The organism is Haloarcula sp. H-GB5, assembly GCF_054850705.1.
In genome coordinates this window covers 1,467,929-1,489,717 of sequence record NZ_JBTWBG010000002.1, presented here as the reverse complement: position 1 = coordinate 1,489,717, position 21,789 = coordinate 1,467,929, and the positions used below count along the sequence as shown (strand labels likewise).

Below are 21,789 nucleotides of genomic sequence, written 5' to 3'. Positions count from 1 at the left end.
TGCCCGGGTATCCCAAAGAATTCAGGGGGAATTATTTTCGACACTGTGCTATTTCTTTACTCATATCCAAAGATTTGTATTCGAGGAACGAATCCTTCTTACTGTTAAGATGGCAGAAACACCGAATTCCGATATGAGCGGTGCCTCAAGCGGACAGTCGCGGCGACCAAAATCTAACCAGGACTGGTGGCCAAACAAGCTGAACCTGGAGATTCTCGATCAGAACGCCCGGGATGTCGGTCCGATGGAGGACGATTTCGATTACGCGGAGGAGTTTCAGAAACTTGATCTCGAAGCGGTGAAGTCGGATCTCGAAGAGCTGATGACATCGTCCCAGGACTGGTGGCCAGCCGACTACGGCCACTATGGTCCGCTGTTCATCCGGATGGCCTGGCACAGCGCCGGGACGTACCGGACCGCCGACGGGCGCGGCGGTGCGGCTGGCGGTCGGCAGCGTTTTGCACCGATCAACAGCTGGCCGGACAACGCGAACCTCGACAAGGCGCGGCGACTGCTCCTGCCGATCAAGCAGAAGTACGGCCGTAAGATCTCCTGGGCCGACCTGATGATCCTCGCAGGGAACGTCGCCATCGAGTCGATGGGATTCAAGACGTTCGGCTACGCCGGCGGCCGCGAGGACGCCTTCGAGGAGGACAAGGCTGTCAACTGGGGGCCGGAAGACGAGATGGAAACGCAGGAGCGCTTCGACGAGCCCGGTGAACTCCAGGAAGGGCTCGGTGCCTCCGTGATGGGCCTCATCTACGTGAACCCGGAAGGGCCAAACGGCAACCCGGACCCCGAGGCGTCGGCGAAGAACATCCGCCAGACGTTCGACCGGATGGCGATGAATGACAAAGAGACGGCTGCACTCATCGCCGGCGGACACACGTTCGGGAAGGTCCACGGCGCTGACGACCCCGAAGAGAACCTCGGTCCCGAGCCGGAAGCGGCCCCAATCGAGCAACAGGGTCTCGGGTGGCAGAACAAGAACGGGAACAGCAAGGGCGGCGAGATGATCACGAGCGGTATCGAAGGGCCGTGGACCCAGTCGCCGACCGAGTGGGACATGGGCTACATCAACAACTTGCTTGACTACGAGTGGGAGCCGGAGAAGGGTCCCGGCGGCGCGTGGCAGTGGGCACCCAAGAGCGAGGAGCTGAAAAACAGCGTCCCGGACGCCCACGACCCGGACGAAAAGCAGACGCCGATGATGCTCACGACGGACATCGCGCTGAAGCGAGATCCGGACTACCGAGAGGTCATGGAGACCTTCCAGGAGAACCCGATGGAGTTCGGGATGAACTTCGCGAAGGCCTGGTACAAGCTGACCCACCGCGACATGGGGCCGCCCGAGCGGTTCCTCGGCCCGGAGGTTCCTGACGAGGAGATGATCTGGCAGGACCCGCTCCCGGACGCTGACTACGACCTCATCGGGGACGCGGAGATTGCCGAACTCAAAGAGGAGATCCTCGACTCGGACCTCTCTATCTCCCAGCTCGTCAAGACCGCGTGGGCGTCGGCATCGACCTACCGCGACAGCGACAAGCGCGGCGGTGCCAACGGCGCTCGCCTCCGGCTCGAACCCCAGAAGAACTGGGAGGTCAATGAGCCGGAACAGCTAGAGACGGTCCTGGGAACGCTCGAAAACATCCAGGCGGAGTTCAACGATTCGCGCTCCGACGGGACGCAGGTCTCGCTTGCGGACCTGATCGTGCTTGGCGGTAACGCAGCCGTTGAGCAGGCGGCAGCGAACGCCGGCTACGACGTCGAGATCCCGTTCGAACCCGGCCGAGTGGATGCCGAGCCGGAACACACCGACGCTGCCTCCTTCGACGCGCTCAAGCCGAAGGTCGACGGGGCCCGGAACTACATTCAGGACGACATCGTGCGACCGGCCGAGGAAGTGCTGGTCGACAACGCGGACCTGCTGAACCTGACGGCCTCAGAACTGACGGCGCTGATCGGCGGCATGCGCTCGATCGGTGCGAACTATCAGGACACCGACCTCGGCGTCTTGACCGACGAGCCGGAGACGCTGACCAACGACTTCTTCGTGAACCTGCTCGACATGGGCACGGAGTGGGAGCCGGCAGCGGACTCGGAACACCGATATAAGGGTCTCGACCGCGACACCGGCGAGGTCAAGTGGGAAGCCACACGCATCGACCTAATCTTCGGCTCGAACGACCGACTCCGAGCGATCTCGGAAGTCTACGGCTCTGCTGACGCGGAGGAGAAGCTCGTCCACGACTTCGTGGACACGTGGAGCAAGGTCATGAAGCTCGACCGCTTCGACCTCGAATAGATCGGAGTAAACGCCACCGCCTCGGTGGCTATCGCGAGACAGAGCGGTCCCACGTCAGCAACCGACCGCCGTTACCGCGTGGCATCTGCCTTTTTACCGCTGAACCACCGCCTCACTGGACGTTACTGCGAACCGCCCGGGGGGTTAAATAATCGGACACCGTATCCTCACAACGAGTGACGGCGACACACACCACCGAACGAGCGGTCATCGCGAAGCGCGTCGACAGTGGCACCGCCGACACCGAAGAGATCCGGGACCTTGCCCGGGCGGCCGGGTACGATGTCGTCGGCGAGATCACACAGACCAGAACGGAGGACCCGGCGTACCACCTCGGCGAGGGGAAGGTAACGCGACTGAGCAACGTGGTCGCCCGCGAAGGGGCCGTTGTCGTGATCTTCGACAACCAGCTCGGCCCGTATCAGACGTACAACATCGGGAACGAACTCCCCGAGCGTGTGCGCGTCATCGACCGCTTCCGGCTCATCCTCGAAATCTTCGGCCAGCGGGCCCAGACACGGAAAGCCCAGCTGCAGGTCGAACTCGCAGAGCTCCGCTACGAACTCCCGCGTGCCGAGGCCAAGGCGAGTCTGGCCAAACGCGACGAGCGCCCGGGGTTCATGGGGCTCGGCGAGTACGACGAGTCCCGCGAAGAGGACATCAAAAAGCAGATCGCCAACATCCGGGACGAACTGGAATCCATCGAGGAGACCGAGCGCCATCGCCGGGAACAGCGCCGCGAGTCCGGTTTCGACCTCGTTGCGCTGGCTGGCTACACTAACGCCGGGAAGTCGACGCTGCTGCGCCGCCTCGCAGATGACCTCGACGTGGACGAGAACGACGACCTGCACCCCGACCTCGACACCACGGCAGAGAGCGAGGACCGCCTGTTCACGACGCTCGGGACGACCACTCGCCGCGCCGAAATCGGCAAGCGCGAGGTGCTTGTCACCGATACGGTGGGGTTCATTCAGGACCTCCCCCACTGGCTCGTTGAGTCGTTCAAGTCCACGCTGGGGTCGGTGTACCACGCCGACCTCGTCTTGCTCGTCGTCGATATTTCGGAGTCAGTCGAGGAGATCCGCGAGAAGTTGGTGACGAGCCACGACACGCTGTACGAGCGCAACGAGGCCCCGATCGTCACGGTCCTCAACAAGACCGATATGGTCGACGACGAAGAGGTCCGTCGCAAGAAAGACGCGCTGTCGTCGCTGGCACCGAACCCTGTCGCTGTCAGCGCCAAACAGGGGCTCAACATCGACGACTTGGCGGACCGCATCGACCACGAACTGCCAGACTACGAACGGGAGCGGCTCGTGCTTCCGATGACCGACGACACGATGAGCCTCGTCTCGTGGATCCACGACCACGCTAGCGTCGACACGGTCGATTACGGCGATCAGGTAGTCATCGAGTTCGAAGCCAGGCCGGCCATCATCGAGCAATCCCGGGCGAAAGCCGGGGACCTGGTCGGTGCGTCGGCCTGACTACGGACGCTACGGTTCTGCTTCTCGCTGCCACAGAACGCTCGGTATCTCGTCTAGCAGGTCCGTCGCGACCAATCCGTAGCCGCGGTCGTCGACGACACGGTCACCGACGCTGCCAACAGTGTAGGCGGCGATGGCGGCCGCATCGAGTGGGTCCTGCACAGAGGCGAGTGCGCCCGTCACGCCCGCAAGCACGTCGCCGGTTCCGCCGACCGTCATCCCGGGATTGCCGGTTCGTCCGACGCGGGTCTGCTCGCCGTCAGAGACGATGTCGTACGGACCCTTGACCAGCAGCGTCTGGCCGATCTCCGAGGCGAAGGACTCCACGAGGTCCGCCCGTTCCCGCCAGTCTTCGGCGGTCTCACCGCCCATACCGAGAAGTTCGCCCTGGTGGGGCGTACAGACGAGTTCCGCGTCCGTTTCGATGTCCGGAATCACAGACAGAGCGTCGGCATCGACGACGGCCGTTCCCTCAAATCCGGACAGCAGGTCCGCGACCGCTTCCAGCGTCGCGTCGGCGTTCCCGAGCCCGGGCCCGACGATCAGCGTATCGTGGTCCGCCGCCAGTTCGGCGAGGCGGTCGACGTGCGGCGGCGCGAGGTTTTCCCCGTCGAAGGGTCTGAGGATGAGGTTCTCGCTGTAGGACTGGATCTCGCGAGCGACGACAGCGGGGCAGGCGACTCGAACGAGGTCGGCCCCGCCTCTGAGTGCAGCCTGTGCGGAAAGCGCCGGCGCACCGGTGTACGGACCGCCGCCGACGACCAGCACTTCGCCGTTGTCGCCCTTGTGGCTCGCGGGGTCACGTTCGAGCCGGGTGAGGTCGCCCCGCTCGATGAACAACTCCGCTGCGTCGGGGATGCCGATGTCAGCGACTGTGACTGGTACGTCGAGGTCCGGCAGGCCGGGCTTGATGTCGTGAAACGTGACGACGTGGTCGGCGTCGACGGCGTTCTCGGCCAGCCGCCCCGTTTCGGCGTCGAGGCCGGACGGGACATCCACAGAGAGGACGGTCGCGTCGCTCTCGTTCATCGCCGCGGCGGCCGTCGCCGCTGGTTCCCGGAGGTCGCCGGTAATGCCCGTGCCCAACATCGCGTCGACGATGACAGCAGGGGTTCCGAGATGTAGTGCCGAGGAATCCCTGACCGTCTCCGTCGGATACTCGGCCTGCTGGAGGGCGTCCCAATTCTCCCTGGCGATTGTCGTCGAAATAGCACCCTGACGGCCCAACAGGAGGACGCGGAGGTCGTAGTCGTCGAGGAAGCGGGCGGCGACGAGCGCGTCCCCGCCGTTGTTTCCCCGTCCGGCGACGATAGTGACCTGGTCGCCGGGGTCAGCGATGGTACGGACCGCCTGTGCGACGGCGTGTCCGGACGACTCCATCAACTGCTTGCGCGGGACGCCGAGCGCAGCGGCGTTCTCATCGACGACACCCATTTCGGAGCCGGTGAGCATAGCCGCGGGTTCGCTCGCCAGTGAAGTAACTCTACGGGACGGCGGCCTACCAGCGGACCTCGAACCCGTCGACACCCTCCGGGTCCTCGTGCTCGACGTCGACATCGGTCACGTTCGCACGTTCGCTCCCCTCGTGGCAGAACTCGATCATCGCTTCCACGTCGGCTTCGGGGCCTTCGAACACCGCTTCGACGCGGCCGTCGTCGAGATTGCGGACCCACCCCTCGACCCCGTGGTCCTGTGCGCGCTCCCGCGTGGTCGCTCTGTAATAGACGCCCTGAACACGACCGGAGACGAACACGTGTGCTCGCGTGCGAGCCATAGCCGAGGGTTTGCCGGCGGACTCCGTTATACTGTCGCCTTCCGCCACGCGTGTCAGTCCTCGTTACTGCCCGTTCTGAGGTAGTGGAACAGATACGTCTGCGTGTAGCCGGCGAACTCCCCACCCAGTGCTGCCCGGATCGCCCGCGACGTGTCGGTGTAGTTCCCCCGCTCGCACTCCGGATAATACTCCTCGATGGTCGTCCGGATCCAGGTGTCTAGCGGGACCGCTTCGAGGTAATCAAGCGAGAACAGCAACACGCAGTCCGCGACCTTGTCGCCGACGCCGACGAAGCGGGTGAGCGACTCCCTGGCGTCCTCGTAGTCAAGGCCGACAGCTTCCTCGGGGTCGGCCTCGCCGCTTGCGACCATCTCCGCAGTGCGCTGGACGTACGGTGCGCGATAGCCCAGTCCGAGGTCCCGGAGCCGTTCTTCTGTTGTCTCTGCCAGCGCGGACGGCGTCGGATAGGCGTTGTACGTCCGCCCGCTGAACTCGACCGTTTCACCGAACGCGTCACGGAGCGCCTGTTGCATATTGTGAATCCGAGCTACACGCATCTGGGCCGAGCAGATGAACGAGATGAGGGAGCCAAACGGGGGGTCCTGAACCAGCCGCATCCCCCAGAACGTATCGTAGGCCGACTGAACCACGTCGTCGTCCGGTGCCGTCGCCCGAATCGCGGCGAGATCGTCGTCAAGTCGAAGGAGCCGTCTGAGTATCGCCTCGGCGTCGACTGTTGATTCCCATTCGAGCACCCCGTCCCGCTGCCGAACACGGATGACTGCTGGTGACCCGTCTCGGCGGATTGTCGTCCAGTACCACGCGTCGCCGCCGGTTGCACCCTCGCGCTGGTACATTTCGCCGTCGTCCCGGTTCCACAGGTATGACTGCCCGCTCTCGACAGTTGCCTGCAAATCGATACCGCCGGCCAGCGACTCCACATCAATGACGCCCTGTTCCATTGTTCGAGTATACGGGCTCGGAGGTAATGGCGTTACGAGTTCCGCTTGCGTTGGTTTGATACCAACTAGCAACCTAGCAGCCGCACCCGTCTCACCTATCACTGTGTTTCGTCGTCGTGATGTTTTGCAGTCTACTACTCGGTCGGGTTCTCCGTCTCTCTGCACCCCGGTATACGGGAAGTACGAGAAGTACTGTTTCAGGGCTAACCTTCATTATATTGGGAAACAAACATACTACCATGAATTGCCGAGTTGTTGTCGAGGCCGCAGTCCCAGTGTACGACGTGGCATCTGCGGATGAGGCAGTTCGCATCGCCATCTCGAAGACGGGCGAGATGCTGAATCCCGACCTCAACTACGTCGAAATCAACATGGGAGATCGGCACTGTCCGCACTGCGGTGAGACACTGGAACCTGCGTTTCTCGCAGCCGATGAAAGCCTCGTCGCACTCGAACTGGAGATGACCGTCTTCAACGTCGAACGGGACGAACACGCCGCCCGCATCGCCCGCAAGGAGATCGGGCAACGGCTCGAGAACATCCCGCTCGACGTGCTCGAAATCGAAGAGATTCCGGAGGAGTCAGACGAGACGGCAGAAGACGAGTCCTCGTCCGCAGAGTCGGCAACCGAGGCCGACGACCTGCCACCGGACCAGTCAGAGGACGAATCGGACGACGTGTTACCCGAGTTCGAGGAATTAATCGACGAGTAAGCACGGCCACCGAGTGGCAGGGGAATCTCTGTGTTGCACTCTCGACGTATTGCAGCTCTGACATACGTCTGACAGCGGTTATACGGTCACTAATCGCAGTGCTGGTCGGGAGAACTGCGTAGAAACTACGGAGAACCGTTAGTCCGCGGCGGCAGAAACAGGCTCTTTGGTTTCGTCAGCCATTTCGGAGGCAATACCGTCAGCAATCGCAAAGACAGCGGCCTTGTGGTCTGTTTTCGACTTGTGAATCGATGTCGGCTTGACGCCCAGTTCCTCGTATTCGTCGTGGTCCACTTCTGTCCCGGATTCGGCTTCGTAGTGGTTCTGTACCTGTGCAAGCAGGCCGTGAAGGTGGATGAGCTCCTGCTTTTTCATAGTCAACCCAAGGTAACAACTCGAAGGTTATAGTACTACTCTGATGAAGGTTAACACACGTCTCTGCTAATAATACGTAATAGTTTATGCATAATTTTTGATGTGGAGTATATTCTGGATATTTTACACTAAATTTTACCATTTCCCAAAAGACAGTGCTGTGTGCTAGCAAAGCAAGCGTACTCACCGGTGGAGCGCGCTAGGGCGAACACTGCCACCTCAAACGTATTGCGGGTGTCTACTGCTGGCACCCAGAACTATGGGCTGTCTACGTCTCCTATCAGTATGGACAAAGCGACGCTTCCCCCGGAAACCGAGATCGGTCGGGTGGCCCTGACTGTTGCTGATCTATCATCGACTGTCGATTTCTACCGTGATGTTGTCGGTCTCCATGTCTTGGACGCAGACGACGATCGGACGATACTCGGTGCGGGTGGACAGGAACTGTTAGTTCTGCATCATCGTCCAGACGCACCAGCGAGAGAGGCTTCATCGACCGGGCTGTATCACATTGCGTTTCGCGTTCCATCGCGAGCGGCGCTGGGTGACGCACTCCAGCGTATCGACTCGGAGTGGACACTCGACGGCGCATCGGACCACGGTGTCAGCGAGGCGCTGTATCTGTCGGACCCGGCCGGGAACGGCGTCGAGATCTATCGGGACTTTCCGCGGGCATCGTGGAGTGAGACACCGTCGGGGCACGTCAAAATGGTAACTGAACCCCTCGACACGCAGTCAGTCGCGGCTGCTGCGACCGGCGAACAGTCGATGCCCGGGGACTCCGACATCGGACACGTACATCTAGAAGTCTCGTCAGTGGAGACAGCCCGGTCGTTCTACGCCAACGCACTCGGACTGCGCGTCAGGGCCACGTACGACGGCGCGGTGTTCCTGGCGGCCGGTGACTACCACCACCACATCGGTGCCAACGTCTGGCAGCGGCGGTCCGGGCCCCAAACCGGGCAGGGACTGGCGTGGTTCGAGATTCAACTCCCCGACGAAGCGACTCTTGAGTCGGCAGAGAAGCGCCTCCGTCAGTCCGACTATGCTGTCGCGGAAACCGATGCCGGTCTCACAGTGCACGACGGCGACGACATCGAACTCCGCCTGCGAACCTGAATACGGGATATTTCGACCGATTGACCGAAGTGCCAACTCAAGTGTCTTCGCGCGTTATCTGGAGTATGCATACGACACGGTGGCTGACTACGGTGGCCGGGCGAACTGTAGGGGAAACCGACTGCACGGGCGTGACAGGACGAAGCCAACGACCGGAAGGAGAGCGATGAGCGGCCCCCATCAGGGCCAGCAGCTCGTGACCGCGGGAACTGCGCTGTCGGAGGCAAGCGCGGCGGCAGTGCTGGTCCACGGCCGGGGTGCGACGGCTCGAAGCATCGTCCAGATGGGGGCGGAGTTCCAGCAGGACGGGCTGGCTCTCCTTGCGCCGCAGGCCGCGCGGAACACCTGGTATCCCAACTCGTTCCTCTCGCCAGTCGAGCAGAACGAGCCCGGGCGGACATCGGGACTACAGGCTATCGAGGATGCTGTCACAGAGGCTGAGGAAGCCGGGATACCGACTGATCACGTGCTCGTGCTGGGTTTCTCGCAGGGGGCCTGTCTCGCAAGCGAATTTGTTGCTCGCAACCCACGGCGTTACGGTGCCCTCGTCGCCCTCAGTGGCGGCCTCATCGGCGAGACCATCGACGAAAGTGAGTACGAGGGCGACATCGAGGAGACACCGGTGTTTCTGGGCTGTAGCAATGTTGACCCACACATCCCCGAAGAACGCGTGCACGTCACAGCCTCGGTCTTCGAGCAGCTGAACGGGGATGTCGAGGAGCGCATCTACGAGGGGATGGGCCACGGCGTCAATGAGGACGAACTGGCGTACGTCTCGTCGCTGGTCGCTACCCTCGCCGATTAGGCGGTCCGACCGCTGGTCCGTTCACCGAAACCCCCTCGCTGAGCGGCCGAACAGGGAGTTACCGGCACCTCACCGCGAGGTTTAGTGGTTGGGAAACTCACACATAGCATGAGGATTTCCCGCCGACGGTTTCTCACTACAGTTGGGGCCGGTGTGACGCTCGGCGGCGCAGGCTGTGTTGGGGATGACGGTGCTACTGCTGGAGCTGGCTCGGAACCCGACTCCAGCACTGGAACCAGCGCGGCGTCGACGGCAACCGACCGGAACGACAGACCAGAACCGCCCACAGCTGATAGCCGCCTGCATCTGGATTACGAGACTGGGACACTCGAAGAGCATATCGTCAGCGGCGGCGTTCCAAAAGATGGGATTCCGGCCATCGACGACCCGACGTTTGCGGATACGCCCCCGGACGGATTAGCTCCGGACGACCCGGTGTTCGGCGTCGTCCGGGACGGGGAGGCGAAAGCCTATCCCCAGTACATACTCGTCCATCACGAGATAGTGAACGACACCATTGCCGGCGACGCCGTCGCTGTGACGTACTGTCCGTTAACGGGCACCGCCCAGGGGTTCGAGCGTGGCCCGGTGGAGTTTGGCGTCTCCGGGCGGCTGGTAAACTCGAATCTGACGATGTACGACCGGGGCACCGATAGCTGGTGGCCACAGATGCTCGCGACGGCAATTAAAGGCCCACTAACTGGCGAGTCGCTGCGTGAGTTCCGGGTCACCTGGACAACGTGGAGCCACTGGTCCAGCGTCTATCCGGAGACGCGCATCCTCACCGAAGACACGGGGTTCTCACGGCGTTATGGCGTTGACCCGTACGGTCAGTACAACGAGAAGCGTGGCTACTATTCGAGTACGCGGACGCTGTTCGAACCCCTGCACGGCGACAGTCGCGCTCACCCGAAAGTCGTGGTCATCGGAACGCGGACGGAAACAGGGGCGCTCGCATTCGACAAGGAAACACTGCTGAATCAGGGTGTGTTGACCGGCCGTATCGACGACACGCCGTACGTCGCTATCGCTGATACTGACCTCGCAAGCGGGTACGTGTACGCGAACCCAGAATCGATGTCAGTTGCAGCGTCGGACGACGGCTACATGATCGACGCGACGGCATATGATGCCGACTCGCTCCCGCTGGACCGCACGCTGTCCTTCGACGCGATGTGGTTCGCCTGGGCCGGCTTCTATCCGGGGAGCGGGTATGTCAACTGACGGCTCGACCGACAAGACAGGTGCGGCTGCCAGCATCCAACGCTTGTTTCGGAACACCGGGGTTGCGGTCAGCGGAGCGCTCAGCCGCCGTGACGGACAGGTGTTTCTGGGTGTGTTTGGAGTGGCGTACTTCCTGCTGTATCTCGCTGGTCTCAGACACCTGGGTTTCGGCCCACCCGCCTACGAGATCTCTGTCGTCAGTGACCCGCTCACTCGTGCGTTCCGGCAGGTCGGCCCGTTTCAGTGGGAACCGGTTGCATTAGTGGTCGTCGGCCCGGTCGAACTGCTCGTCGCGCCGCTGAATATGCTTCTCGGGGGCGTCTTGGCAGCGCTAGTCGGACTCAACCTCGCCGTCTCCGTCGTCGCGTGGCGCGGCCCAGCGGCCTGCCGTCTCGGCTCGGGTGCAGGGGTTGTGTCGGGACTACCAGGACTGCTCTCCGGGTTCGCCTGCTGTGGGCCCACTATCCTGCTCGTTGTTGGCGTGCAGGCAAGCGCTGGGCTTCTCTCGCTGTTCCAGTGGCTCCTTCCCCTCACTGTCGTGGCGCTGCTCGGAACCCTTCTCTGGGTCGGGAGTCGCGTCGAGACAGTGCGACAGATTCCGTAGATAGCACCTACTACTGTGGGGACAGATAGTAGCAAGAGGCTACTGGGCTGTACCGTGATTGGAACTTTTTTCCCTCGATTTGAGGGAAACATATAATTACTCCGTACGACCCATCTACCAGTATGACCGCTACTGTCGTGAGCGAGGTCAACCGACCCTACGTGCCGACGGGCGGGGCGAAACTGACCGCTGAGATCGAAGTCGAGCCCGGACGGTTGGAGGAACCACCTACGCGACAGATTGCCCTCTGTATCGACGCCAGTGGATCGATGGCCGGCGACGACATCGAGCAGGCACGCGCCGGCGCTGAGTGGGTGTTCGGGCTTCTCGACGAGGAGGATTACATCTCGATCATCGCCTTCGACAACGAGGTCACGACGGTGCTTTCGCCGACGCGGTGGGGAACGATTTCGCGCGAAACGGCAGTGGACGCGGTCGCTGACATCTCTGCAGGCGGGGGCACTGATATGTACAGCGGCCTGCTGGAAGCGAAGGCGTCTCTGCAGGATCTACCGACCGACGATAACACGGCCCGGCGAGTCTTGCTCCTCTCTGATGGGAAGGACAACTCCCACGACCCCGAGGCGTTCGGCACGCTAGCACGCGAAATCGACACTGAGGGTATCAGAATCAAGGCGGCGGGCATCGGGAGCGACTACCGCGAGGAGACGATCCGGACGCTCGGGACCGTTGCCCGCGGCGAATGGACACATCTGGACGCCGCCGGTGATATCGAGTCGTTTTTCGGTGACGCAGTCGAGGAGGCTGGGACCGTTGTCGCTCCTGACGCCCGTCTCGAACTTGACATGGCTGACGGTGTCGAGGTGAGCGAGGTGTACCGCTCGCTTCCACAGACCCAGTCCGTGAACCCCGAATGGGAAAACAACACGGCCGTCGTGCCGCTGCCCGACCTGCTTGAGCGGGAAACCCAGCGGGTCGTCCTGAAGATCCACGCTCCGGCCAATGACCCGCAAGACGCCGTATCTCTGGCGGATGTCACGCTACACGCCGGCGGCGAAACGACGCAGGAGTCAATTACCGTCGACTACACCGACGACGAGGCGAAACTGGCTGAACACAACGAACAGGTCGACGTGGACCACCGACAGACCGTTATCAAGACCGAACTCGGCAAGGGCAACGTTGCCGAAGCCCAGACGCAACTGGAGCGGATGACGCGCATCCACGGCGAGGATACCGAGGCCGTCGAGACAGCCGAACGGGAGACACGCATCGTGATGGAAGGCGGACGCAAGGAGCAAAACAAGGCGACGAAAATCGTCACCGACGAGGGTATCCAGAAGTGACCGTCCCGATCTGTGGTGTCAGCAGGGCCGCTACTGGCCGGAGAAACGGGTGATTCATGACCTGGGAACCTGAGAGCGGTGATGTCATCGCCGGCCAGTACAAACTCGAGGAGTTCCTTGGCAAGGGAGGGTTCGCAAAGGCGTTCCGCGCTACAGACATCGAGAGCGGCGAGTCGGTCGCCGTCAAATACCCCAACTACACTGAATCCCAGAACGACCCCGACATCATCGAAGAGTACTTCAAAAAAGAGGTCGGCTCGCTGGAACGCATCCGCCGGGCCGGCGGCCACGAGAACGTGATGGACTACTACGACCAGGTCACAGAGCGTGACGTTCCGTTTCTGGTCGTCCAGCTAATCGTCGACGGGATCGAACTCGACGAGGTCATCGACCAGCACGGCCCAATCGACGACAGCGAACAGGTCCGCCAGATCGGCATCGATCTCTGTGACGCGATGGGCTTTCTCCACGAAAACGAGATCGTCTATCGGGACCTGAAACCGGAGAACGTGATGCTTACGCCCGACATCACGCCTACGCTGATCGACTTCAATACGGCGACGGGGTTCGATGCCACCGAAGATCCTTCCTCCGGGAACACCGGGACGACGATTCTGGGGCCGTTCAAGCCCCGCGAGGTCGCCGAGGCCAGTCGAACCGACGTTCGGCAAGGTCCCTGGTCGGACGTGTACTCGATCGGAAAGATACTCTTGTTCCTCCTCAAGGGGAGCGTCCCGAAGAAAGACGGGGTGAACCCGCAGGCGTTCGGGGCCGACTGCGACGATTATCTGGCCGAAATCGTCGAACGGGCCACGCAGTCACATTACCGCGACCGATACCGGAACGCGACGGTCCTCAAGGAGGTCCTCGAACGGCGAGATCCGACGCCGCCAGCGACGGCGTCGGTGACGTACATCCAGGCGGACAGGCAGTTCACCGTCGAACCGGGCGACACTATCGGGCGGCAGGGCGCGAGCGGTCCCCCGGCATCGATAACAATCGAAGACCCGCAGGGAGAGTACATCTCCTCAGTGCAGGTCCAGTTCGACATCGAGGACGGCGAGTGGGCCCTCCACGACCGGAGCCTCAACGGGACGTTCGTCCAGAAGGGGGCGGGTTGGCAGCGGGTCCTCTCGGAACCCGGACGCAACCGTCTGCGCTCCGAAGGCGAGGACCCAACCGACAGACACGGTGACGTGCCCCCCGAGTCAGTGACACTGACCGACGGTGATCTGGTGTCGCTGGTCCACCCGACCTACGGGGTCACGTTCGAGTTCCATCCGGAGGAGTCATGAGATACAGCACGAACTACGACATCGGCGACAGGAAGCGAGGACAGGGCATCAACGAGGACAGCGTCTCGCTGACGGTGTTCGAGGAGGGCCACCGGGACGGCTACCGCGGGCAAGACAGACCGCAGCCGCAGGATTCGGATACAGCAGACGACGGCGAGCCGGCGGAGGTGACAGACGAGACAGTCGGTACTGAGACGGCGGCGTATACGGCCGCCGACACGGACGGTGCTGACATTGACGACGGAGATACGTCCGAACCCGATGGCACCGAACAACCGATGAACCGCTCGGCCGGCGTGTTCGTGGTCGCTGACGGGGCCGGCGGGCACGACGCCGGCGACATCGCGTCGTATATCACGACGACCATTGTGGCCGAACAGCTTGCTCCCGTGGCGATTCGAACGGCCCGGAGCTATCCCGGGGACTTCGATGTCGATGTCGCCCGTGATGTCCTTCCGGACCCGCCCGGTGAGCGGGAACTCGAAACCGCCGTGGCAGAGGCGATTACGGCGGCTCACCGCGAGATTATCCGGTACGCAAACGAGACCGGGACACAGTCCTACACGACGGTTGTCGCGGGGATCTACGCCGACGGCAAACTCCATTACGGCTGGGTCGGTGATAGCCGGGCCTACGTCGTCAACAGTGCCCGTGGGACCATCTCGCCGCTGACCAGAGACCACGCCGTCGTTCAGGAGTGGGTCGACAGCGACGAAATCGATCCCGTGGAAGCACATGTCCACCCCAATGGGAACGAAATCACGCGCGCGCTGGGCGGGTCTGGCTACGAGGACCCAGATGAGGCGACTGTTGGGGTGGACACACGAACGGTCAGGCTGTACGCAGAAGACACGGTGTTGGCGACCAGCGACGGACTCATTGACGCACAGACCGACGCGCCGGAGCTATACGAGGAGTACGTCGATTCGGATCACGCTGATTCGGTGGCCGAGCGTATCCACGACGAGGTCATCACCGACGACGAGATCCGCGACGTTGTCCTCGATGCAGCATCCCTCGACGAAGCGAGTCAGGAGTTCGTGTCACTTGCAAACGACCGCGGTGGGAAAGACAACATCTCCGTGCTCCTGTTCGCTGACAGTGCGCTCCCAAAAACACCAGAAAGCGGTGGGATGCCAGTTCGAGATATCGATCCTGACCTCGATATCTCCGAACGTGACACAGTGATTATGACAGACGAGTAGAGAGAAAGTTTCGTGGGACAAGTATTTTATTTCTCGACTCTGTAGGACCTAACGAAACCCATGCCTGAATCCGACCGTACGGTAAAATGCCCCATATGCGACGAGGACTTTGATCCGACAGTCGCGGGCGGATGGTGCACAAACCCGGACTGTGGTGAGTGGCAACACACTGACGAAAGCGCCGCTGATTTTGACACCGACGATGGGGTGCCAGACGACGCCGACTTGATACCGGAAGGCACGGACGAGGCAGACCCGACGGGTGGCCGGTCGATGGGGACCAGTGACGAACCCGACACGCCGGATGGCAACACTGGTGACGATGCTAGCGCCGACGACGTCTCGGCGGATGCGGCCTCGGACACTGGGGCAGCCGAGGCAGAGGATGAGACGGCGGAGACGGCGACGGAACACGAACCTGAGGCCGACGCCGAGGCCGAAAACGGAACCGGGCCGAACGCTGCGGAAGAACCCGACGAGGCCGACGACACCCCGGACAAGTCCAGCGGTGACTCCGAAGCGGACGCCGAGGAGTCAGGCGAAACCCCGGAGACAGATGACGACCCGGCGACGATTACCTGTCCGGACTGTGACCGCGAACTCGACGCTGACGCGAATTTCTGTGTCGCCTGCGGTGCCGACGTACAGGACATCACACCGGGAGACGACCGCTCGCTCGACGCGTGCCCGTCCTGTGATACCGCTGTCGACGACGATGCCAGTTTCTGTGTCAACTGTGGAGAGAACTTAGACGCGCATCGCGGCGAGAGCGACACGTCGACGGCTGACTCGGCAGGGCCGTCGACCGCCGACGAGACGGAGAGTGAGTCAGCAACCGCGGGCAACGCCGTCGACACACTCGCCTCACAATCCACCGACGATGCGGCGGTACCGGATAAGCTCGTCCTCTCGATTGAGGGCCGAGATATCACTGTCGAAGACGGGGATCGCATCGGCCGAGAGATCCGAGCAGCACTATTGGATGCCGGCCGACCGGAAGACGAAGCGGTTCGGATCCACCGCGAACATGTCCGGTTCGACCGCCAGCCGGACGGGTACTATCTGGTCGATCTCGGGGACAACCCGACGCGGCTGAACGAGACCCAGCTGCAGAAAGGCGACCGGGAACCGATCCAACCGGGCGACGAACTCGAACTCTCGGGCGTCGCCACGATGACACTTCGGGCGGCGTGACCACCCACAGTTAAGCGGTCGGTCGGGAAATATCAGGCTGATGGAGCGTGGTCGACTGGGGTTGGAACTCCGCGAGTCCGCCGCACTACTCCGAGCGGAAACCTGGCTATTTGTGGGTGTGGGTCTGGCATGGCTCGTCTACGGTGGCTGGGTACTCGCGACGGGGCTGCTGCTGGCGCAGTTCCCAGGGCTCGAACGGACTGTTCTTGCGACACTCGCTGGCCGAACTGTCACGCTACGAACTGTACTCGCCGCTGGTCTCTGGCTCGTCGGTCCGTCACTGGCGACCGTTGTCCTCATCAACCGGCGGCTTCGGAACAGGCACGGCAACCTTGCCGACGCGTATCGGCTGGACCATCCAAGCCTGTTACTCGCTATCCCCGGCAGTGTACTCCTCGGCTGCTTGCTGCTCAGTGTCATACTCGGGCAGCTGTGGCCGCTCACGGTGGTCGTACTGTTCGGGACAGTGCATCTCGTCGTCCGGACCGTCGCCTACGGACACCGCGTCTACACGCTTTCGGTCCCACCACTCCTGTCGCTGCTGGTGTTCGTGAGCGCAGTCTCGCTTAGTACTGGGTGGTTGGTCCAGATGGACACCGCATCCGGCGTATCGCCGGCGCTGTCCCCGTGGCTGACTCAGGCTGGTATTAGTCCCGTTGTTGAGATAGCCCTCAAGCTGACGGGCGTTCAGCCAGCACAGGCCACACCCATTTTCATTGCCGTCCCCGGCGTGCTGGCGAGTGCGTACCTCCTCTTCCAACTACTCGCTGGGACCCCGGTCAGAATCCGTGCGCCGCTTTCGAACTGGCAGCGTCGTCCGGACCAGCGGCACCCGATCATGCCACCGGCCGGATCGGCGCAAAACGGAACCGAGCGTCCAACTGCCCAAGAGGCTGTGGACGCTGCACCGGATTCTCGGGAACAGACTGGAACCGACACCGAAGATGACGACAGCGACGCGGAGTCACCGGGACACACCGGGACCCGAGTGTTTTCGCCCGACGAGGCTCAGGCTGCGGAACCGCCTGCTCACGAATCGGGACAGGGCAACGCGCCGCCGTCAGGGGCTGCTACAGAACCGGAGGCGACGGTCGACGACACTGGAACAGGCGCGGACTCTGAGACAGCCGGGACGGACGATACGAACGAGACCACCTCGACAACCGATGAAGCGTGGATGGATGATACATCTGTCTTCACACCGGGCGGCCGGGACGCCGGCCAGTCGTACTGTAGCGAATGCGGCGAGTCGCTGCCGCCCGACGCTGACACCTGTCCGTCCTGTGGCGACCCCGTCGACGGGTGAGGTGGTCAGCGGTTCGAAACGGGGATGTCGCCGAGTGCGACGGTGTACTGTGTCGACTGTACTGATTCCTCGTCCGGGTACACGAACACCGTTACAGCGACGGTGTCCGGGCGCTCACCGGGCGGGAGAAGCCACGACTTGGTCACGTCGTCAGTGTCTCCCACTGGTAGCTGTCCAGTGCTTGCGGTGTCCGCAACTGTCTCTCCGCTGCGGGTGGTAACGCTGTCGAGACGAACTGCTGTGGGGTCTGACCCAGTGTTCGTCACGTTCACTGCGAGCGTGAACCGCCACCCATCGTCAGCCGTGACGACAGACGCCGCGTCGATGCGGGCTGAGACGTTGGCGGATTTCAGAATCGGGTCGCCGACGTCGGCACCGGCCGGCTCCGCAGTCGGCGTTCCGGGGACCGCCTCTCCCCCGGTGTCTCCGGTTAAGTGGTGCCCCATCATACTCCCGAAGGTAACGACCTCGATGAGGATCGGCAAGCCGATTCCGACGATGATGAGGAGTCGTAGCAGCGTTTTCTGCTCCGGACCGTCGACGTCGTCGAACATGATGAGAGAGTAGTGAAGTGGTGTTAGACCGGGATCGGCGGGCTACCGGGCGCGAACAGTCCATCAGCGACCATGCTGGCGAGTGGTGGCCCGTAGGCGATGACGATGAGCAGCAGGGCAATTGCCGTCCAGAGCTTGTAGTTGTCCAGAATACGCGGGCTGTGGTCCGCGCCGGACAGCGGTTCTGGGATGTTGCTGTTGACCGACAGCGTCCCACCGCGGCGAGCGAGCAGGGTGTCAGCCATGACGATGAGGAACATCGCGGCGCCGACGAACAGCAGGAAGCCGCCGATGGCGATCTGGATTCGCATTTCGCCGACTGTTCCGGCGACCCCCTCGAACGCGAACTCGTCATACGTCGGTTCGGCAGTCCGTCGCGGAATGCCGGCGAGGCCGGCCCGGTGCATGGCGTTCGACATCAACGCCATGCCCACGAACCAGACGTACGGCTGGAGCGTAGCGATGCTTCGCTGTCGGAGTTTCTTCCCGGTGATCTGCGGGACCAGCCAGTAGCTGATAGCCATCGCCGTCAGCGCGAACGCAGTCCCGACAGTGAGGTGGAAGTGGCCGGGCACCCAGATGGTGTTGTGGATGAGGTAGTTGATGTTCATCCCGGCGTTGATCATGCCGGAGAAGCCTCCCGCTGCGAACATCAGGCCGGCGAGCATACAGCCGGCGAAGGCCGGCTTGCCCCACGGCAGATTCCGAAGCCAGGAGAGGTAGCCCTTTGCCCCCCGCTGGCGAGCGCCATGTTCAACCGAGGCGACCACGGTGAACGCGGTCAAAAGCGAGGGCAACAGCAAGAACATCGTGTTCGTCATCGCGATGAACTTGTAGCCCGAGGGAATACCGGGATCGGTGTACTGGTGGTGGAAGCCGACCGGGGTTGAGAGCAGCAGGAAGGCGACGAAGACCACGCGGGCCAGCGGGTCACTGAACAGTCGGCCGCCAGCCAGTTTCGGCAGGATAGTGTACCAGACGAGGTACGCCGGCATGAGCCAGAAGTACACGACCGGGTGGCCGAAGTACCAGAACAGCGTCCGCGTCAGCAGCGGGTCGACGTTCTGGATGAGTCCGAGCGACCACGGGATGAGGAAGGCGACGACCTCGACGGCGACACCGATGGTGGAGACGTACCACATCAGCATCGTCGTCAGGACCATGAACGTCTGCAGCGGAATGCGTTCATCCGGGTTCTCAGATCGCCACTCCCACAGCGCCTTGAAGTACGCGAGGCCGGCGATCCACGAACCGACGATGATGAGCGCCGCACCGATGTAAAATGCCGGATGAGCCTTCAACGGGGCGTAGAAAGTGAACAGCACGTCCGCTTTAAGATCGTGACCCAGAATCGACGGCGCACCGACGAGACCGCCGATGATGGACACGGCCGCAAGCACTGTTCCTGTAAGCATTATCCAGAAGCCCGACCAGGCGATACGGTGTGGCAGCTCCCGTTCGAGGCTGTTGGCGACGGCCCACGTGAACAGTCCCGAGATGAAGAACGTGGTAAACACGAGCGCCAGCAAGACGCCGTGGCCCGTCAGAATCGTGTAGTAGTCCGCAGAACTGATGAATCCGCGGAACACGCCGGTTCGATGGAGCGCCTGAACGACGCCAAATAACGCACCGATTCCAAGGGCGACGAACGCCACAATGAACTCGCTACGGACTATTTTCGACGTTTTCGGATAGGAATCGACGAACACCATTACTGATCCGCCTCCTCCTGAGCCTGTGCATCATCTGCTGACTGGTCGATGTTCTCTTGCTGCATATCGTACTCCTCCGGTGGGACGACTTCGACGGAGCCACCCATCGTGTGATGGGCCGCCCCGCAGTATTCGTGACAGATAAGCCCGTAGGTGCCGGGTTCGTTGAACCGTGCTGAGACTTCTGAGACCTGACCCGGGATGACCATCGTGTTGATGTTTGTTTCGACCACGGAGAAGCCGTGCACCACGTCTGCACTGGTCACCCTGAACGTTACGTTGGCACCTGCGGGCACTTGGACCGGATTGTCTCCGCTCCCTGGAACGAACTGGAACTGCCGGGCGACAACGTACACGGTGTACTTATCTTCGCCCGTCTTGACGACGCCGGGGTCGTCGAACTGGGTGCCAGTGTTCCCGTTCTGTACTTCTTGCGCACTTATTTGTCCGCCCGAATCGTCGACCATCCCGACGCCGACGCCGACCGAGCCGTAGGCGATGGTCGCGATGAACCCGACGATGAGCAGTATCGCTGCACCGAGCCAAACCTTTTCGAATCTATGAACCTGCATGATATCACCCGATTATCGAGACGCGGCCGAGGAACTCGACGAAGTACATGAACACCCACAGCAGGCCGATCAACACGAAGTAGAAGGCGACCAGTGCCGCCGTTCCCTTCGGGTCGTACTCGTCGTGGCCCAGCTCGACGGCCGGTTCAGTTTCCGCGGCCTCTTCAACTGGTTCCGGGCCGGTCGCCCGCTGCAGCTCGCCACCTTCACCCGTCTGTGGCGGCCGCCCGTTCTGACGGCGTCGCATCGCAACTGCGAACAACAGCGGCGAGAAGAACGCAAGCAGAACCGAGCCCGAGAGAAGCCACTGCGGGCCGGAGAGTTCGATACCGCCACCCTCCTGTTCGCTTCCGCCCCCACTGCCGCCACCGCTGCCACCGAGCGGGCCACCGACAACGACGGCGCCCTTCATGCCAAGCGACTTGTGGGGCGTACAGGCGTACTTGTACACGCCCATTTCTTCGAAAGTGTGGCTGTAGGTCGTGCCGGACTCGCTGACCGGGCTGCCGGAGTCAAGTGGCCCGTCACCGTCCGAGACGACGTTGTGGCCGCCGCCTTCACCGGTCCAGGTCCAGGTTACTTCAGTGCCGGGCGTCACCCGGACCGCTGGCGGGTCGAAGGCGAACGCGCCATTGTTGCCCTGTGCGCCGACCGATATCTCGACGCTGTCGGCGTCGGTTCTGTCGACGGTCGTTCCGTCGTAGTTCGAGACGTCGTCGAACCAGCCGCCGTAATCCGGATTCTTGGGTGGGCCTTGCTGCTGTTGCCCGCCGGAGCCGCCGTCACCGGAGCCACCGTTTCCGGGCCGAACGACGACGGCGCCCTTCATACCGAGCGATTTGTGGGGGACGCAGACGTATTTGAACATCCCCTCAGACTCGAAGGTGTGGCTGTAGGTCGTTCCGGCCTCGCTGACCGGGCTTCCGGAGTCAAGCGGCCCGTCGCCGTCCGAAACGACGTTGTGGCCGCCGCCTTCGCCGCTCCATTCCCAGACGACCTCTGTGCCCGGACTGACCATCACCGCGGGCGGGTCGAAGGCGAACGCGCCGTTGTTGCCCTGCGCGCCGACGGTGATTGTCACAGTGTCCTGGCCTCGCTTGTCGGCGGTCCCGTCGTAGTTCGAAACATCATCGAACCAGCCGCCGTAGTCCGGTTCCTCCTGTGCTGTCGCCGTGCCAGTTGCGGCCAGCGCCGCTGTCCCGGCTGCGGCACCGACGAACTGTCGCCGACTCAGCGCCATCGTCGCACCCCCACCGCGTCGTGCGAATCTGGCAGC

General features: G+C 62.4%; 20 protein-coding genes. 12 read left to right on the top strand and 8 right to left on the bottom strand.

Annotated elements, in window-relative coordinates:
• Positions 1-109: 109 nt before the first annotated feature.
• Together katG and hflX are read left to right on the top strand one after the other, a co-directional pair.
• Positions 110-2,305: a catalase/peroxidase HPI gene (katG, locus tag ACYJ11_RS15560; protein ID WP_188980045.1), complete on the top strand. Its 2,196-nt coding sequence runs from the start codon at positions 110-112 to the stop codon at positions 2,303-2,305.
• A 176-nt stretch (positions 2,306-2,481) separates the two neighbouring features.
• Positions 2,482-3,792 (top strand): GTPase HflX, encoded by a 1,311-nt coding sequence (gene hflX / locus ACYJ11_RS15555; protein ID WP_461648421.1) that lies wholly within the window; start codon positions 2,482-2,484, stop codon positions 3,790-3,792.
• A gap of 9 nt (positions 3,793-3,801) precedes the next feature.
• Here hflX and ACYJ11_RS15550 read toward each other — a convergent pair whose 3' ends face one another.
• The 3 genes from ACYJ11_RS15550 to ACYJ11_RS15540 are packed head-to-tail and all read right to left on the bottom strand — an operon-like array spanning position 3,802 to position 6,528.
• Positions 3,802-5,244 (bottom strand): NAD(P)H-hydrate dehydratase, encoded by a 1,443-nt coding sequence (locus tag ACYJ11_RS15550; protein ID WP_461648420.1) that lies wholly within the window; start codon positions 5,242-5,244, stop codon positions 3,802-3,804.
• A gap of 46 nt (positions 5,245-5,290) precedes the next feature.
• Entirely contained in the window at positions 5,291-5,566 is a 276-nt protein-coding gene (locus ACYJ11_RS15545) for an acylphosphatase (protein ID WP_461648419.1), read from the bottom strand.
• 53 nt (positions 5,567-5,619) lie between these two features.
• Complete coding sequence (locus ACYJ11_RS15540) at positions 5,620-6,528, bottom strand: DNA-3-methyladenine glycosylase family protein (protein WP_461648418.1); 909 nt, start codon at positions 6,526-6,528, stop codon at positions 5,620-5,622.
• Between the two features lie 239 nt (positions 6,529-6,767).
• Here ACYJ11_RS15540 and ACYJ11_RS15535 point away from each other — a divergent pair, with 239 nt between their 5' ends.
• Positions 6,768-7,241: a DUF555 domain-containing protein gene (locus ACYJ11_RS15535; protein ID WP_005534052.1), complete on the top strand. Its 474-nt coding sequence runs from the start codon at positions 6,768-6,770 to the stop codon at positions 7,239-7,241.
• A gap of 138 nt (positions 7,242-7,379) precedes the next feature.
• Here ACYJ11_RS15535 and ACYJ11_RS15530 read toward each other — a convergent pair whose 3' ends face one another.
• Entirely contained in the window at positions 7,380-7,616 is a 237-nt protein-coding gene (locus ACYJ11_RS15530) for a UPF0058 family protein (RefSeq protein WP_004592453.1), read from the bottom strand.
• A gap of 285 nt (positions 7,617-7,901) precedes the next feature.
• Here ACYJ11_RS15530 and ACYJ11_RS15525 point away from each other — a divergent pair, with 285 nt between their 5' ends.
• The 9 genes from ACYJ11_RS15525 to ACYJ11_RS15485 all read left to right on the top strand — a co-directional run bounded on the left by ACYJ11_RS15525 (position 7,902) and on the right by ACYJ11_RS15485 (position 17,675).
• Entirely contained in the window at positions 7,902-8,735 is an 834-nt protein-coding gene (locus ACYJ11_RS15525) for a VOC family protein (protein WP_461648417.1), read from the top strand.
• 166 nt (positions 8,736-8,901) lie between these two features.
• A complete protein-coding gene (locus tag ACYJ11_RS15520; protein ID WP_461648416.1) occupies positions 8,902-9,540 on the top strand; it encodes an alpha/beta hydrolase in 639 nt (212 codons plus the stop codon).
• A gap of 108 nt (positions 9,541-9,648) precedes the next feature.
• Positions 9,649-10,764, top strand: a complete 1,116-nt coding sequence (locus tag ACYJ11_RS15515; RefSeq protein WP_461648415.1) for a DUF3179 domain-containing protein — start codon at positions 9,649-9,651, stop codon at positions 10,762-10,764.
• Complete coding sequence (locus tag ACYJ11_RS15510) at positions 10,754-11,368, top strand: hypothetical protein (RefSeq protein WP_461648414.1); 615 nt, start codon at positions 10,754-10,756, stop codon at positions 11,366-11,368. The genes ACYJ11_RS15515 and ACYJ11_RS15510 overlap by 11 nt, the downstream gene beginning before the upstream one ends.
• 122 nt (positions 11,369-11,490) lie before the next feature.
• Positions 11,491-12,675 carry a vWA domain-containing protein gene (locus tag ACYJ11_RS15505; protein WP_188980063.1) on the top strand — a complete coding sequence of 395 codons (1,185 nt, stop codon included), beginning with the start codon at positions 11,491-11,493 and terminating at the stop codon, positions 12,673-12,675.
• Positions 12,676-12,731: 56 nt separating this feature from the next.
• Entirely contained in the window at positions 12,732-13,970 is a 1,239-nt protein-coding gene (locus tag ACYJ11_RS15500) for a serine/threonine protein kinase (protein ID WP_170096313.1), read from the top strand.
• Positions 13,967-15,175, top strand: coding sequence for a PP2C family protein-serine/threonine phosphatase (locus ACYJ11_RS15495; protein WP_461648413.1), 1,209 nt, complete (start codon positions 13,967-13,969; stop codon positions 15,173-15,175). Before ACYJ11_RS15500 ends, ACYJ11_RS15495 begins: the two co-directional genes overlap by 4 nt.
• Before the next feature lie 60 nt (positions 15,176-15,235).
• Positions 15,236-16,369, top strand: a complete 1,134-nt coding sequence (locus ACYJ11_RS15490) for a double zinc ribbon domain-containing protein (protein ID WP_461648412.1) — start codon at positions 15,236-15,238, stop codon at positions 16,367-16,369.
• Between the two features lie 40 nt (positions 16,370-16,409).
• The gene (locus tag ACYJ11_RS15485) at positions 16,410-17,675 is read left to right on the top strand and encodes a zinc-ribbon domain-containing protein (protein ID WP_461648411.1); all 1,266 of its coding nucleotides are present in this window, start codon (positions 16,410-16,412) and stop codon (positions 17,673-17,675) included.
• Between the two features lie 5 nt (positions 17,676-17,680).
• Here the strand turns inward: ACYJ11_RS15485 and ACYJ11_RS15480 are convergent, their stop codons facing one another.
• From ACYJ11_RS15480 to ACYJ11_RS15465, 4 genes are read right to left on the bottom strand one after another with little or no spacing between them, the layout of a single operon-like run.
• Positions 17,681-18,229: a hypothetical protein gene (locus ACYJ11_RS15480; RefSeq protein ID WP_461648410.1), complete on the bottom strand. Its 549-nt coding sequence runs from the start codon at positions 18,227-18,229 to the stop codon at positions 17,681-17,683.
• 23 nt (positions 18,230-18,252) lie between these two features.
• On the bottom strand, positions 18,253-19,941 hold the full coding sequence (locus tag ACYJ11_RS15475) for a b(o/a)3-type cytochrome-c oxidase subunit 1 (RefSeq protein ID WP_461648409.1): 1,689 nt from the start codon (positions 19,939-19,941) through the stop codon (positions 18,253-18,255).
• On the bottom strand, positions 19,941-20,513 hold the full coding sequence (locus ACYJ11_RS15470; RefSeq protein ID WP_170096307.1) for a cytochrome c oxidase subunit II: 573 nt from the start codon (positions 20,511-20,513) through the stop codon (positions 19,941-19,943). Before ACYJ11_RS15470 ends, ACYJ11_RS15475 begins: the two co-directional genes overlap by 1 nt.
• Positions 20,514-20,517: 4 nt before the next feature.
• Positions 20,518-21,753 carry a halocyanin domain-containing protein gene (locus ACYJ11_RS15465; protein WP_461648408.1) on the bottom strand — a complete coding sequence of 412 codons (1,236 nt, stop codon included), beginning with the start codon at positions 21,751-21,753 and terminating at the stop codon, positions 20,518-20,520.
• Positions 21,754-21,789 lie beyond the last annotated feature (36 nt).

Excerpts from the sequence above, each read along its gene's own strand:
- katG (WP_188980045.1), top strand. The coding sequence starts at position 110 with ATGGCAGAAACACCGAATTCCGATATGAGCGGTGCCTCAAGCGGACAG.
- ACYJ11_RS15550 (WP_461648420.1), bottom strand. The coding sequence starts at position 5,244 with ATGCTCACCGGCTCCGAAATGGGTGTCGTCGATGAGAACGCCGCTGCG.
- ACYJ11_RS15545 (WP_461648419.1), bottom strand. The coding sequence starts at position 5,566 with ATGGCTCGCACGCGAGCACACGTGTTCGTCTCCGGTCGTGTTCAGGGC.
- ACYJ11_RS15540 (WP_461648418.1), bottom strand. The coding sequence starts at position 6,528 with ATGGAACAGGGCGTCATTGATGTGGAGTCGCTGGCCGGCGGTATCGAT.
- ACYJ11_RS15535 (WP_005534052.1), top strand. The coding sequence starts at position 6,768 with ATGAATTGCCGAGTTGTTGTCGAGGCCGCAGTCCCAGTGTACGACGTG.
- ACYJ11_RS15530 (WP_004592453.1), bottom strand. The coding sequence starts at position 7,616 with ATGAAAAAGCAGGAGCTCATCCACCTTCACGGCCTGCTTGCACAGGTA.
- ACYJ11_RS15525 (WP_461648417.1), top strand. The coding sequence starts at position 7,902 with ATGGACAAAGCGACGCTTCCCCCGGAAACCGAGATCGGTCGGGTGGCC.
- ACYJ11_RS15520 (WP_461648416.1), top strand. The coding sequence starts at position 8,902 with ATGAGCGGCCCCCATCAGGGCCAGCAGCTCGTGACCGCGGGAACTGCG.
- ACYJ11_RS15515 (WP_461648415.1), top strand. The coding sequence starts at position 9,649 with ATGAGGATTTCCCGCCGACGGTTTCTCACTACAGTTGGGGCCGGTGTG.
- ACYJ11_RS15510 (WP_461648414.1), top strand. The coding sequence starts at position 10,754 with ATGTCAACTGACGGCTCGACCGACAAGACAGGTGCGGCTGCCAGCATC.
- ACYJ11_RS15505 (WP_188980063.1), top strand. The coding sequence starts at position 11,491 with ATGACCGCTACTGTCGTGAGCGAGGTCAACCGACCCTACGTGCCGACG.
- ACYJ11_RS15500 (WP_170096313.1), top strand. The coding sequence starts at position 12,732 with ATGACCTGGGAACCTGAGAGCGGTGATGTCATCGCCGGCCAGTACAAA.
- ACYJ11_RS15495 (WP_461648413.1), top strand. The coding sequence starts at position 13,967 with ATGAGATACAGCACGAACTACGACATCGGCGACAGGAAGCGAGGACAG.
- ACYJ11_RS15490 (WP_461648412.1), top strand. The coding sequence starts at position 15,236 with ATGCCTGAATCCGACCGTACGGTAAAATGCCCCATATGCGACGAGGAC.
- ACYJ11_RS15485 (WP_461648411.1), top strand. The coding sequence starts at position 16,410 with ATGGAGCGTGGTCGACTGGGGTTGGAACTCCGCGAGTCCGCCGCACTA.
- ACYJ11_RS15480 (WP_461648410.1), bottom strand. The coding sequence starts at position 18,229 with ATGTTCGACGACGTCGACGGTCCGGAGCAGAAAACGCTGCTACGACTC.
- ACYJ11_RS15475 (WP_461648409.1), bottom strand. The coding sequence starts at position 19,941 with ATGGTGTTCGTCGATTCCTATCCGAAAACGTCGAAAATAGTCCGTAGC.
- ACYJ11_RS15470 (WP_170096307.1), bottom strand. The coding sequence starts at position 20,513 with ATGCAGGTTCATAGATTCGAAAAGGTTTGGCTCGGTGCAGCGATACTG.
- ACYJ11_RS15465 (WP_461648408.1), bottom strand. The coding sequence starts at position 21,753 with ATGGCGCTGAGTCGGCGACAGTTCGTCGGTGCCGCAGCCGGGACAGCG.